This is a genomic window from Arthrobacter sp. UKPF54-2, from assembly GCF_007858535.1.
In the GTDB taxonomy this organism is placed as follows: domain Bacteria; phylum Actinomycetota; class Actinomycetes; order Actinomycetales; family Micrococcaceae; genus Arthrobacter.
In genome coordinates this window covers 698,466-710,040 of the sequence record NZ_CP040174.1, presented here as the reverse complement: position 1 = coordinate 710,040, position 11,575 = coordinate 698,466, and the positions used below count along the sequence as shown (strand labels likewise).

Sequence of the window (11,575 nt, the reverse complement as noted above, 5' to 3'; positions counted from 1 at the left end):
ACACGATGTGGCCCACGCAACACTTGTGAAGCGTGGCCTCAGTGCTTGAGGTTCATCTTCTGGAGGATGGTGGCCGCCATTTCCTCGACGGAGACGCTGGCCGAATTGAGGTAGGGAATCCCGTGTGAGACGTACAGCCGTTCGGCGCTGCGCAGTTCGAAGCCGCACTGCCGGAGGGATGCGTAGGGCGAGCCGCGGCGGCGTTCGGTGCGGACCTGGCTTAGGCGCAGGGGGTTGGTGGTGAGGCCGAAACACTTCGACACGAACGGCCGCAGCGGCTTGGGGAGCCCTTCGCGTTCGAAGTCCTCGTCCACCAGCGGAAAGTTCGCGGCGAAGATGCCGTGCTGCAGGGCCAGGTACATGGTGGTGGGCGTCTTGCCGCAGCGGGACGGGGCCACCAGGATCACCTGCGCCTTTTCGAGCGCCCGGAGGCTTTGGCCGTCGTCGTGCTCCATGGCGTATTCGACGGCGGCCATCCGGGACTGGTAGCGGGCGGCGTTGCCCAGCCCGTGGGCCCGGCCGGGTTCCCCGCTGGCTTCGGAACCCAGCGCCCGCTCCAGCTGGCCGACGTGCGTGCCGATCAGATCCACGATGATCCCCTTGCAGGTGCCCAGGGTCTGGCGGATGTCGCTGCCGACGGCGGTGGAGAACACGATGGGCTGCAGGCCGGTGGCGGCCAGGTTGTCGATCACCTTGACGACGGCGCGGGCCTGGTCGACCGTGGTGATGAAGGGGACCGTGATGCGGTCAAAATCGTTCTCCGGGAACTGCGTGAGCAGGGTGTTGCCGAGCGTTTCCGCGGTGATGCCCGTGCTGTCCGAAAGGAAGTAGACCGGGCGGGGAGCGTCATTGGTCATGAACGCATTGTGCACCAACGGGGGCCGCGCGGTCTTCCATGACGCCGACGCCGGCGCCGGGGGCTCGCCGGAGGCCGGGGAGTAGGCTGTGACCCACATCACCCAAGGAGGCCGGATGAGCTACAAATATCGCACTGTCAGGGTCCGCGGCACGGACCTGGTCGGCACGATTGCCCGCAGGCACGGGGGCGCGCCCGAAATCTACGAGACCTCGAAGGACCCGAGTACCTCCGTGGTTCCGGTGTTCTTCCCGGAAACCGGCGAGATCCGCTTCTTCGACCGGAAGGTGCTGGAGGACGTGGTGAGCCCGGCCGGGTAGCGGCCTAGTCCGCGGTGTCCGTTCCTCGGCCGGGCTGATCCGCCGATGACTCGCGGAAGACCAGGACGGGGCAGTGGGCATGGTGGACCGCCTGGGTGGACACGGAACCAAGCAGCAGCCCGGCGAATCCCCCGTGGCCCCGTGAGCCGACGGCAACGAAGTCGGCGTCCCGCGAGGCCTCCACGAGCACCGAGGCGGCGCTTCCTTGCACAATACGTCCGCTGATTTGAACGCCCCGGCCCCGGACCCTGGCAAGTTCCTCGTCGAGAATCGATTGCGCATCCGTTTGGAACACCTGGTAATCCCAAGCCTGGCCGAGGGCGTCGGTGACGTAAGGGAAATGCCAGGCCGTGATGGCCAGCACTTCACCGCCGCGTGCTTTGGCTTCTTCAACAGCCCAATCCATTGCCGCTCGGGACTGCTCAGATCCGTCTACGCCCACCACGATTCGGTAGCTCTCGTTTCCGGCCATAAGTCTTCCTTCCGAATGCCGGGCCCGTAACCGGGGGTGCAGTGATCCCTCATCCTGACACGCCCGGGCCCGGGCCGGCAGTGCCATTGGGCAGGGATCCCGCAGTCTGCAGCAGGTTCAGCCGATCCGTTCGGCCAAGGCCACGATAAGACCCTCCGGGCCGCGCACGTAGGCCATCCGCCAGGCATCCTCATACCGGCCGATGCCGCCGACCAGGCCGTATCCCTCCGCGGCCAGCCGGTCGACGTGGGCCTCCAGATCGTCGACCTCGAAACCCAGGCTGCGCAGCCCGAGCTCGTTGGCCATGGCGGACGGCGATCCCGGGACCGGGTCCGGCCGGACAAAGCTGGAGAGCTCCACGCCGGTGCCGCCGTCGGGGGTTCGCAGCATGACGATTTCGGTGCGGGAATCCGGGATGGCGATAACGGTGTCGATGAAGTCACCCTCGACGAAGGTCCGGCCCTCCACCTCGAGCCCGAGTCCGACGAAGAACGCCGTCATCCGCTCGAGGTCCTGGACCGTGACGCCGACGTGGTCGAAGCGCATGATCCGTGCCATAGGCAGCACCTCCTCATGATCGTTTCCGGGTGGCCCCGGGCGGAGCCTACCGCCGAACTCTACGGCTGACCGGGGGCGTGGGGAAGGCCGCACTCCCGCGCGTGGGCAGTCCGTTTCCTTGCCTCGGAACGCGGGAGGGACGAAAATGAGCGCAAGGCGAGCTTTTCCATCCGCAAACAACTAAGGGAGATTCTCATGTTGCTTTGGATAGCCATCATCATTGCCGTCCTCTGGCTCCTCGGCTTGCTCGGCAACATCGGCGGCGGGTTCATTCACCTGCTGCTGGTCATCGCCGTGGTTGTCCTGATCTTCCACTTCCTGCGGGGCAGGACGCGCACGTAGAGGCGACTTCGGGGGCGGTCGCCGCGGGCGTCCATGTACGAGCTGGTGCCCGCAGCTTCGTGGCGGGCTTCGACGGAGTCAGACTTGGATATACCGAAGGTGGAGCAGTCCGGAGGAAAACACTATTCGGATGGGCCAGCAGCCAATTCAGTTAACTAGTTCGGCGTCGATAATCTCGTCCTCTTCGGCCCGGTGTCCTGGCTTGGTCAGCTCAAGGCTGGCGAGGTGTTTTTGGAGCCGCTTGGACATGGGGAAGAATGTGCCCAGGGTGAGGCCGCCGGAGAAAACTGCACCGATATAGGGGATGGCCTTAGCGACTCCGTTGGCGAAGAGTTGCTTGGTCATGCTTTTGCCGAGATGGCCGGCGACCTTTTTCACGATCGGGTAGATGATCCCCTTGGTGAGGGCCTTCTGCGGTAGTTTCTTAGCCACATTGGCGGCGATCATGTTCGCGACTTTTGCCACTCCACCCTGGGCGATTTGCACGCCGAACATCACACCGATGAACAGGATCAGCATGCTTTCGGTTGCCTCATCGATTTCTTCCCCAGCATCCACAAACAGATCCGGCCAACTGTAGATGTAGGCCAGTTTCTGGGCGACCCGAAGCAGGTGGCCCATGTACTGAGCGAGGTCGGCTGGGACAGTGCCAATCATTGCGAAACCGCCGGGGATACCCGCGAGGGCTGAGAGGCCGGTGACTTTGCTCGTCTCATAAGCGATAGAGGTGTTTGCGACCTCAGTGATGACCTTGAGAGGGATACCCGCCGCCGCTGGAGTGTCGGCGATTGCCCTCTCGATCTGTTCCTCAGTGCAGTGGCGCTTGAGCGCCGTTCGGAGGTAGGCGGCCCTACTGATCCTCACGCCCGGAAGCTTCGCCGCAGCGTCCAGCACCTGGCTGAAATTCGATCCAGGTTTCTCAATCTCTTGGGTGTCGGTCATGGGTAGATCGTATAGGTGGGCTCCGACCTTCATGTTCATCTGCGAAGATAACCGCGGCCATAGGGTGCGGCGCAGAGTTATCCGCTGGGCTCGCGTTTTGTGCGGAAGCTTTGCCGATTCTTTGCCCATCTGAGACTGTATGGAGCCGGTTGGGGCGTGGCTGCCAGGAGTGGCTAACAGTCAACGTGCCGCATTAGGTGTCTTGGCCCCGCTACCCTTGCTCCAGCAGAATCAACAATGGTTGCCTCAAGCGCCGGCCCAATGGCTCTCATTCGGCCGCCCTCAGTAATTCGCCGACGGCGGTGATTAAGGACCTGACGAATGCCTCGTTTGTTGTTTTACCTCGGCGTAATGCTCGTGTCGACGATCGTGATGATATTTTCTGATCCAGGCGGCTGGATTTTCGCAGTCTCCGGCGGGCTTGCGGTAGGCTTCGCTGTTCCTCTGGTAGACACGCTGGTTAATCACCTGCGCCTGCTGAAGATTGCTTGGTACTCGCTCTGTACCTGGAATAGGCGAGTCCGTATCTCGGCGTCGTACCTCTATCGCATTCGGGTCGACGGCGACTACCTTCTCGTGAAGGGAACACGGTTCGACCATTATCAGCCAGTAGGCGGCGTCTACAAGACTCATCCATCATCGTCAGGCAGGCTTATGGACCTCAACGTACTTGACGATGACTTGTTGGCCCCAGACAAAGTGAGTGAAGCAGACCTCAGGATCCGCGTTCCAGGCAGGAATCTACTGTCATTTGTGAAGTGGTACGAAGAAGAACGAGGTCGTGAAACCGACGGCTGGCGCGAGTTCTATGAGGAGCTTGTTGCCACTGGCATACTCCCGGGTGAGACTTTCCGCGTAATCAAATACGACCGGATAACGCGCCGTTACAACCCATTGAGATACAGCGAATGGGCGCAAAGCAAAGAACTACTGATTGCAGACATCTTGGACCTTCTGCCCACGGATGAGCAACTCGCAGAACTGAGGAAGCTCAGGGACGACCCCGATCCTCGGATCCTTTGGGCATCCGAGAGACAGATTAGGCGATTAGGAGCGGCAGAGGGCGCGTCCAGCCAGACGACGCGGATCGCCGTGACAGCAGTGTGGACAATTGACGCAACAAACTGAGCTCTTGAACGGCAGCAGCTGCATGTCCCAGGAGGACTGTAAGTAAGTCACTCCTGTGAATTCAGGGCCCTCTTACGGAGAAAGTAAATCTGAATCAGAGGAGATTGAACCTGCTATCTGAGCGCGCTGAGGACGAAGAACCGTTCGAAGAACGCACCGAGCTTGGCGATGACTTTCTGTATTTTCTCGCCGTGTCCGACGGCCGCGGCGAACGGGAAACTGGCGGCAGGCGGGAGGCGTACTCAGTCGCGCGTGCACAGTTCGATGCCGAGTGCGAGACTCTCACCGGCCGTCTCCGGGGCGCCGAGGACGAGATCAGCTCCTGGTCAAGATCAATGGCTCACCGCCGCTGTGGCGGGGAGCATTATTCATCCGGGACTCGCGAGCAGCCGTGCCCGGTGTGACTCGAACGAAGCAGGCCGGGGCGGCATCCTGTTCGCCCTCAGGCGTACTTGGGATCCCACTCCAGCGGGGCGTCATCATGCCACCAGCGGCGCAGCGGCTCGAATTCGCCGGGGAAGTCGTGCCGGTTCACTTTGACGACGGCGTCGGCCGGCGCCTCGCGCTCCTCGGTGGACAGCCTAAACTGTGAAGAGCCAGATTCAGGCCCCGGGACTGCCCCCCGGTTACACCCTCAATGTGAAGATCCGGATATTCTATGGACATGGATTACGGATATAGAACACTATCTGTCAAAGAATTTATTTATTCCCTCGACTCGTTAACCGTTGACGAATGGGAGCGGGGAATGTACGCCCTAGTGAGGGGGTTCCCCGGCCTTGACCGCGTTAGCGGTGCTGCCACTTACCTCATTGACCTAACAGCGCATCAAGATCCGGTAGTCGATGCGCAGATCAATGCGGCCAGGCAGGCCGCTTGGGAAGTGATGAAGCAAACCCCGTGGTCGCAAACAAATCAGCACATGGTCGACAGCGTGCTGAAAGCCGTTTCTGCAATTGTAATCATGGACATTGTCCCGTTTGAAAAAATCTCAATCGCATTCGCCCCTTTCCGCTTCTCGAATGTCTGGTTGCCAGTCTCGTGGGGTAGCTCGGATGCCTAGGGCATGAGCGAAGGGCTCAGCAGGTAGCCCCAATGTCTGCTGAGCAGGCAAACAGCAGGGTGCAACTGTCTTGTTCTAAGACTTTTTAGCCCTACGTTTGCGCGCTCTATGTGCATGTGCGCCGTAACATCCTGGCCGCGCAACTGAGGGTGGCCTTGGACGACGCAAGAGGCCGGCGACTCCAGAGGCTGTGACGAGGCTGGCCCAGATGGAGCTTCCATCTCTCTGAGGTGAAAGACCTTCGCGCCGCCGCGGGGCTCGAACGCCTGCATTGGCATCCGGTTCCGGCGTCGGTACTCGAAAAATGCACCAAAGATGCACCACGAAGCGCCTGAAAATGCAGAAAACCCCCGGTTTCCCGGGGGTTTTCGTTGGCGGTGACGGTGGGATTTGAACCCACGTTGGCTTTTACACCAAACAACATTTCGAGTGTTGCACCTTCGGCCGCTCGGACACGTCACCAACCTGACTAGGGTACCGGAGCAAGGCGCCCAACCCCAAAACGGCGCCCAAACGGCGCCATCCGCGCCCCGCCCGCGCCGCGCCCCGCGCCGCCGAAGCTTCCCCCGGCCCGCCCGCGGCACTAGATTCGTAAGCAAGATGAGCACCCCGAACAACACAACCCCAGCCCCAACCACCGCAACCGCATACTGGACCGTCGGCCCGGAGCAGGGCGAACTCCGGCGCGAGGAACTGCCGGCCCCCGGCCCCGGCGAGGCCCTCGTGCGCTCGCTCTACTCAGGCATCAGCAAAGGCACCGAAATGGTGGTGCACCACGCCAGCGTGCCCGAGTGCATCGCCGAGGAAATGGCGGCACCGCACCAGGAAGGCCACTTCCCGTCGCCGGTGAAGTTCGGCTACCTCTCCGTCGGCGTCGTCGAGGACGGCCCCGCGGACTGGCTGGGCAAGACCGTCTTCTGCCTGTACCCGCACCAGGACCGCTACATCGTCCCGGTCGAGTCCCTCACAGCAGTCCCGGCGAACGTCCCCGCCCGCCGCGCCGTGCTCACCGGCACCGTGGAAACCGCGGTCAACGCCCTCTGGGAGGCTGGCCCGCGGCTCGGCGACCGGGTTGCCGTTATTGGCGCCGGCCTGGTCGGCGGCATGGTCGCCAAACTCCTCGGGACCTTCCCGCTCGGCCAGCTCCAGCTGATCGACGTCGACCCCGCCAAGCGCGCCGTCGCCGAGACCCTCGGCGTCGACTTCACCCACCCCGACGATGCCCTGCCCGACTGCGACATCGTGATCCACTGCTCCGCCTCGCAGGCCGGACTCGAACGCGCCCTGCAGCTCGTGGGCGACGAAGGCGAAATCATCGAGATGTCCTGGTACGCGGACCGCCGGATCACCCTGCCGCTGGGGGAGGACTTCCACGCCCGGCGGCTCTCCATCCGCGCCAGCCAGGTGGGCGTCGTGGCCCGCGCCCGCCGCCACCGCCGCACCACCGCGGACCGGCTCGAGCTGGCAGTCTCGCTGCTGACCGACCCGGTCTTCGACACCTTCCTCACCGGCACCTCCGCGTTCAGCGAGCTGCCCGACGTCGTCCAGCGCCTCTCCGACGGCAGCCTGGACGCGCTTTGCCACGTCATCGAATACCCCGCCACCGACGATTCCACCGATGCCCCAGCAACAGAAACCACGAGGTAAACCGTGTTCAGCCTGACCGTCCGCCGCAATTTCATGATCGCCCACAGCCTGCCGCGCCCCGCCTTCGGCCCCGCCCAAGGCCTGCACGGAGCCACCTTCGTCACGGAGGTCACCTTCCGGCGTCGGACGCTGAACGAGGACTCGATCGTGCTGGACATCGGCGAGGCCGGCGAGGTGCTGGATGCCATCCTCGCGGACCTGAACTACAAAAACCTGGACGAACACCCGGACTTCGCCGGCAAGCTCAGCACCACCGAGGCCCTGGCCCAGTACATCGCCGACGCCGTCGCCGCCAAAATCCGCGGCGGCAACGACGGGCAAGCGCTCGCCGGCCTCGACGTCACCCTGCGCGAAACCCCGGACGCCTGGGCCAGCTACTCGCTCGAGTTCGACGCCGGCTAGCAGCCCCATGGAACCGGCCGCCCTCCGCCTGGTCCTGCCAGGCAACGTGCGCCACAACTCTGGCGGCAACGCCTACAACGCGGCTCTCCTGCGCGCCGTCGAGGACCTCGGCGTGCCGGCCGAGGCCTGCGAGGCCGACGGCGACTGGCCGGTTGGCAGCCCGGCCGACCGGCGGCAGTTCGGCCGGGTGCTGACCGACGCCGACGGCGGCCGGGTCACGCTCGTGGACGGCCTGGTGGCCTGCGGGGCGCCGGACGAGCTGGAAGCGGCGGCCGACGCCGGGATGCCGGCCTGGATCCTGCTGCACATGCCGCTCGGCAGCCACCCGGAGCTGGAGCGCCGCGCCCTGCAGGCCGCCGCCGGGGTGATCTGCACCAGCGGCACGGCCGCGGCGGACCTGCGCGAGCGGCACGGAATCGACGGGATCAGAGTGGCGTTGCCGGGCACGGCGCCCGCCCCGCCCGCCGCAGGCTCCCAGCCGCCGCATCTGCTCGCGGTGGCCGCGCTGCTGCCCAACAAGGACCAGTTGCTGTTGCTGCGCGCCCTGGCCGGGCTCACGGACCTGCCTTGGACGGCATCCTTCGTCGGCTCGGACACGGCCGACCCGGCCTACTCCACCCTGCTCCGGCGGGAAGCGGCGGCACTCGGCCTGGCGGGGCGCATCCGCCTTCCGGGCGAGCTGCGCGGAGCCGCGCTGGACGCCGAATGGGCCGCCGCCGACCTCAGCCTGCTGATCTCGAGGGCCGAAACCTACGGGCTGGTGGTCACCGAATCCCTGGCCCGGGGCATTCCGGTGATCGTGCGGCAGGGTACCGGCGCCGTCGAGGCCCTCGCCGCAGGAACCCCTGCGGCGGCCGCGGGCGGCTCCGTCGCCGACAGCACCGCCGGCACAATAGCGCTGCCAGGCACCGCCGTCGCCCTCGCGGGCGACCCCGCCCCGCTGGCCGCCGTGCTGCGCCGCTGGCTCACCGAACCGGCGCTCCGCGCGCGGTGGCGGGACGCCGCACTGGCCGCGCGGGAGCACCTTCCCGGCTGGGACGCCACGGCGCGGGCCGTCCTGGCGATCCTCGGAATTGAGCCCCAGCCCCACCCAACTAGCTCGCAGTAGTTGTCGTTTTCAGGGCCCATAACGACAACTAATGCGAGCTACTTGGGCAGGGCGGGTGGAGAATGACCCCATGACCACCGAGCCGATGACCGTGCAGCTGCCACCCGCCGCGAGCCTCACCCCCGAGCGGCTCCGCGCCTGGTCCTGGCACCGGCAAGGCCTGGACGGCTCGCTGGCCGGATGCACCGCGGAACAGGTATTCGCCCGGGCAGGCTGGGCGCGGTCCGTGGGCGGGGCCAACCCGTACCTCACACTCTTCGCCCGGGCCGGCATCCGGCGCGCGCAGGTGGACGCCGACGTCCTGGACCACCGGATCCTGGAACTCCCGACGGCGCGCGGCTGCACCTATGTGCTCGGCCGGGACGACTTCGCCTGGGCCCTGCGGCTGGGACGGGATCCGGCCGAGGCAACCTTCAAGGTGGTGGGCCGGCTCGGGGTGGACCGCGGCGAAATGACGCTGCTCGAGGAACAGATCCTGCACACCCTCACCGAAGCCGGTGTCCCGCTGGACCCGCGGCAGCTCAAGGACGAACTCGGCGATTCGGTGCGCAGCCTCGGCGAGGAGGGCAAAAAGAAGGGCGCCGCCACCACGCTGCCCACCGCGCTCGGCATCCTGCAGGCGGACGGGCGGATCCGCCGCGTCCCCGCCACCGGCCGGCTCGACCAGCAGCGCTACGCCTACGAACCCTGGAACCTGGCTCCGAGCGATCTCAGCGACGAGGAGGTCCGCACCGAACTGATCCGGCGCTACCTCGGCTGGACCGGAGGGGCCACGTTCAAGCAGTCGCAGTGGTTCACCGGCTTCACCGTCGCGCAGAGCAAAGTCGCGCTCGGCGCCGTCGGCGCCGTCGAGGTGCCCACCGCCGCCGCCGGCGCGGACCCGCTCTGGATGCTGCCCGACGACGTCGAACTCCTCGCCGCCTTCCAGGAACCTGCAGAGGAACAAATCCAGCTGCTCGCCGGGACCGATTCGCTGGTGCTGCTGCGCCGGAACGCGGCGGAGTTGCTGGCCGAGCAGGACCGGGACAAGCAAGCGCTGGGCCGGCTCGCGCTGCAGGCCGACCTGCCGGACCATCCCATCCTGGACCGCGGCCGGATCATCGGGCTGTGGCAGTACGACCCCGGCCAGGAACGGATCGCCGCTTGGGTGTTCGGTGAGACCACACCCGCCGTGGCCCGGCGGATCGCCGAGGTGGAGGCCTGGATCAAGGAGGACCTGGGCGACTTCCGGGCCTTCAGCCTGGACTCACCGGCATCCCGGCAGAAACGGATCGACGCGCTGCGGGCCTCCACCACGGCCACCGCGGAGCGGTAGCCTCAGGAGCCACGGTGGCTGGCGAAGAAGTCCCGCAGCAGCGCACCGCACTCCTGCTCCCGGACGCCGCCGTACACTTCCACCCAGTGGTTGAGCCGGCGTTCGCGGAGGATGTCGAACACGGAGCCGGCGGCGCCGGCCTTCTCATCCCAGGCGCCGAAAACCACCCGCGGAATCCGGGCCAGCACCACGGCACCGGCGCACATGGCGCACGGCTCCAGCGTGACCACCAGAGTGCAGTCCTCCAGCCGCCAGCCGTCGTCGCCGAGGCCTTCCAGGGCGCGGCGGGCGCGCAGCCGGGCCGAGGCCTCCCGGATCGCCACCATTTCCGCGTGCGCCGTCGGGTCCCCGAGCGCTTCCCGCTCGTTGCGTCCGGTCCCGAGCACCGACCCGTCCGGGCCGATCACGACGGCGCCGATCGGCACGTCCGCGGTGGCCAGCGCCCGGCGCGCCTCGGCGAGGGCCAGGCCCATCCATTCCGCATGCCGGGGCTCGGGAGTAGTCATGGCTCAATGGTAGTTTCGATCCTAAGCAGGCTGTGCACTATCGAAGTGCACCGGGAAGTCGGGAGATGGCAGTGAGCACCAGGACTGAAAGCTGGCTGACGCGGCGCTGGGGCAAGTGGGTAGTGCCGTACGCCGCGCTGTGGATCACGATGCTGATCGGCGGCGTGGTCATCGTCGCCCTGGCCCTGACCAGCTATGAGGTCTACGACAACGTGGTGGATGACGCCGGCGTGGCCAACCTGGACAAGCCGATGCTGGCGGCCATGGAACAGCTGCGCAGCCCCGGGCTTGACTCCTTTGTCACCGGGTTCACCAACATCGGCGGCGGCATCGGCATGCCGATCCTGGCCAGCATCCTGACGGCATGGCTGATCTGGGTCTCCCGGACCTGGCGCCCGCTCATCCTGATCGGCGGCGCCGCCGCCGTGTCCGTCACCGCCACCTCGCTGGGCAAAAAGCTGATCGGCCGGACGCGCCCGGACCACGCGGACGCGGTGCCGCCGTACGAGACCTCGCCGTCGTTCCCCAGCGGCCACACCCTGAACACCACGGTGGTGATCGGGCTGGTGGTCTACCTCGCCTGCCTGCAGGTCAAACGCACCCTTGCCCGGGTCGGCTTCATCACGGCCGGTGTGATCTTTATCTTCGCCATGGGCATGAGCCGGGTCTACCTGGGCCACCACTGGATGACCGACGTGATCATCGGCTGGGTGCTCGGGCTGGGCTGGGTGGGGATCGTCATCCTGGCCCACCGGCTCTTCCACGTGCTCCGACACCGTGAACACACCGGCCCCGCACCGACGTTCGACAACGAAGCCCACCTGCGCGACCGGGCCCCCGGAAGCAGCCGCAGCGGCGGAACGGGCGACTCCGAGACCCCCGGCCCCGCGGGACGGTCCTCGACGTCCGGGTGATA

Annotated in this window: 14 protein-coding genes and 1 tRNA gene; 9 read left to right on the top strand and 6 right to left on the bottom strand. The window is 66.0% G+C overall.

Features of this window, described 5'->3' with window-relative positions; translation table 11 throughout:
- Positions 1-38 precede the first annotated feature (38 nt).
- Positions 39-857 (bottom strand): pyruvate, water dikinase regulatory protein, encoded by an 819-nt coding sequence (locus tag E7Y32_RS03100; RefSeq protein WP_146335831.1) that lies wholly within the window; start codon positions 855-857, stop codon positions 39-41.
- Between the two features lie 115 nt (positions 858-972).
- On the opposite strand from E7Y32_RS03100, the gene E7Y32_RS03095 reads away from it, so the two are divergent.
- Positions 973-1,176: a hypothetical protein gene (locus E7Y32_RS03095; protein ID WP_146335830.1), complete on the top strand. Its 204-nt coding sequence runs from the start codon at positions 973-975 to the stop codon at positions 1,174-1,176.
- A gap of 4 nt (positions 1,177-1,180) precedes the next feature.
- Here the strand turns inward: E7Y32_RS03095 and E7Y32_RS03090 are convergent, their stop codons facing one another.
- Entirely contained in the window at positions 1,181-1,648 is a 468-nt protein-coding gene (locus E7Y32_RS03090; protein WP_146335829.1) for a universal stress protein, read from the bottom strand.
- A gap of 117 nt (positions 1,649-1,765) precedes the next feature.
- Positions 1,766-2,206, bottom strand: coding sequence for a VOC family protein (locus E7Y32_RS03085; protein ID WP_146335828.1), 441 nt, complete (start codon positions 2,204-2,206; stop codon positions 1,766-1,768).
- Positions 2,207-2,401: 195 nt separating this feature from the next.
- On the opposite strand from E7Y32_RS03085, the gene E7Y32_RS03080 reads away from it, so the two are divergent.
- On the top strand, positions 2,402-2,548 hold the full coding sequence (locus tag E7Y32_RS03080) for a lmo0937 family membrane protein (RefSeq protein ID WP_146335827.1): 147 nt from the start codon (positions 2,402-2,404) through the stop codon (positions 2,546-2,548).
- 147 nt (positions 2,549-2,695) lie between these two features.
- Here E7Y32_RS03080 and E7Y32_RS03075 read toward each other — a convergent pair whose 3' ends face one another.
- Complete coding sequence (locus E7Y32_RS03075; RefSeq protein ID WP_146335826.1) at positions 2,696-3,490, bottom strand: hypothetical protein; 795 nt, start codon at positions 3,488-3,490, stop codon at positions 2,696-2,698.
- Positions 3,491-3,811: 321 nt separating this feature from the next.
- Between E7Y32_RS03075 and E7Y32_RS03070 the strand changes: the two genes are divergently transcribed.
- Both E7Y32_RS03070 and E7Y32_RS03065 read left to right on the top strand, forming a co-directional pair.
- Positions 3,812-4,618, top strand: coding sequence for a hypothetical protein (locus E7Y32_RS03070; protein ID WP_146335825.1), 807 nt, complete (start codon positions 3,812-3,814; stop codon positions 4,616-4,618).
- Between the two features lie 664 nt (positions 4,619-5,282).
- Positions 5,283-5,681 carry a hypothetical protein gene (locus tag E7Y32_RS03065; RefSeq protein WP_146335824.1) on the top strand — a complete coding sequence of 133 codons (399 nt, stop codon included), beginning with the start codon at positions 5,283-5,285 and terminating at the stop codon, positions 5,679-5,681.
- A 372-nt stretch (positions 5,682-6,053) separates the two neighbouring features.
- Here the strand turns inward: E7Y32_RS03065 and E7Y32_RS03060 are convergent.
- Positions 6,054-6,143, bottom strand: a tRNA-Ser gene (locus tag E7Y32_RS03060).
- A gap of 138 nt (positions 6,144-6,281) precedes the next feature.
- On the opposite strand from E7Y32_RS03060, the gene E7Y32_RS03055 reads away from it, so the two are divergent.
- The 4 genes from E7Y32_RS03055 (at position 6,282) to E7Y32_RS03040 (ending at position 10,153) form a co-directional block, all read left to right on the top strand.
- Positions 6,282-7,328, top strand: a complete 1,047-nt coding sequence (locus E7Y32_RS03055; RefSeq protein ID WP_146335823.1) for a dehydrogenase — start codon at positions 6,282-6,284, stop codon at positions 7,326-7,328.
- Positions 7,329-7,331: 3 nt separating this feature from the next.
- On the top strand, positions 7,332-7,730 hold the full coding sequence (locus tag E7Y32_RS03050) for a 6-carboxytetrahydropterin synthase (RefSeq protein WP_146335822.1): 399 nt from the start codon (positions 7,332-7,334) through the stop codon (positions 7,728-7,730).
- A 7-nt stretch (positions 7,731-7,737) separates the two neighbouring features.
- Positions 7,738-8,838 (top strand): glycosyltransferase, encoded by a 1,101-nt coding sequence (locus tag E7Y32_RS03045; protein ID WP_146335821.1) that lies wholly within the window; start codon positions 7,738-7,740, stop codon positions 8,836-8,838.
- Positions 8,839-8,908: 70 nt separating this feature from the next.
- The gene (locus E7Y32_RS03040; RefSeq protein WP_261382523.1) at positions 8,909-10,153 is read left to right on the top strand and encodes a winged helix DNA-binding domain-containing protein; all 1,245 of its coding nucleotides are present in this window, start codon (positions 8,909-8,911) and stop codon (positions 10,151-10,153) included.
- A 2-nt stretch (positions 10,154-10,155) separates the two neighbouring features.
- Here the strand turns inward: E7Y32_RS03040 and E7Y32_RS03035 are convergent, their stop codons facing one another.
- Entirely contained in the window at positions 10,156-10,659 is a 504-nt protein-coding gene (locus tag E7Y32_RS03035) for a nucleoside deaminase (RefSeq protein ID WP_146335820.1), read from the bottom strand.
- A gap of 71 nt (positions 10,660-10,730) precedes the next feature.
- On the opposite strand from E7Y32_RS03035, the gene E7Y32_RS03030 reads away from it, so the two are divergent.
- The gene (locus E7Y32_RS03030; RefSeq protein WP_261382522.1) at positions 10,731-11,573 is read left to right on the top strand and encodes a phosphatase PAP2 family protein; all 843 of its coding nucleotides are present in this window, start codon (positions 10,731-10,733) and stop codon (positions 11,571-11,573) included.
- Positions 11,574-11,575 lie beyond the last annotated feature (2 nt).

What these genes read in the sequence shown, in the direction of transcription:
- E7Y32_RS03100 (WP_146335831.1), bottom strand. Translation starts at nt 857, where the DNA reads ATGACCAATGACGCTCCCCGCCCGGTCTACTTCCTTTCGGACAGCACG.
- E7Y32_RS03095 (WP_146335830.1), top strand. Translation starts at nt 973, where the DNA reads ATGAGCTACAAATATCGCACTGTCAGGGTCCGCGGCACGGACCTGGTC.
- E7Y32_RS03090 (WP_146335829.1), bottom strand. Translation starts at nt 1,648, where the DNA reads ATGGCCGGAAACGAGAGCTACCGAATCGTGGTGGGCGTAGACGGATCT.
- E7Y32_RS03085 (WP_146335828.1), bottom strand. Translation starts at nt 2,206, where the DNA reads ATGGCACGGATCATGCGCTTCGACCACGTCGGCGTCACGGTCCAGGAC.
- E7Y32_RS03080 (WP_146335827.1), top strand. Translation starts at nt 2,402, where the DNA reads ATGTTGCTTTGGATAGCCATCATCATTGCCGTCCTCTGGCTCCTCGGC.
- E7Y32_RS03075 (WP_146335826.1), bottom strand. Translation starts at nt 3,490, where the DNA reads ATGACCGACACCCAAGAGATTGAGAAACCTGGATCGAATTTCAGCCAG.
- E7Y32_RS03070 (WP_146335825.1), top strand. Translation starts at nt 3,812, where the DNA reads ATGCCTCGTTTGTTGTTTTACCTCGGCGTAATGCTCGTGTCGACGATC.
- E7Y32_RS03065 (WP_146335824.1), top strand. Translation starts at nt 5,283, where the DNA reads ATGGATTACGGATATAGAACACTATCTGTCAAAGAATTTATTTATTCC.
- E7Y32_RS03055 (WP_146335823.1), top strand. Translation starts at nt 6,282, where the DNA reads ATGAGCACCCCGAACAACACAACCCCAGCCCCAACCACCGCAACCGCA.
- E7Y32_RS03045 (WP_146335821.1), top strand. Translation starts at nt 7,738, where the DNA reads ATGGAACCGGCCGCCCTCCGCCTGGTCCTGCCAGGCAACGTGCGCCAC.
- E7Y32_RS03040 (WP_261382523.1), top strand. Translation starts at nt 8,909, where the DNA reads ATGACCACCGAGCCGATGACCGTGCAGCTGCCACCCGCCGCGAGCCTC.
- E7Y32_RS03035 (WP_146335820.1), bottom strand. Translation starts at nt 10,659, where the DNA reads ATGACTACTCCCGAGCCCCGGCATGCGGAATGGATGGGCCTGGCCCTC.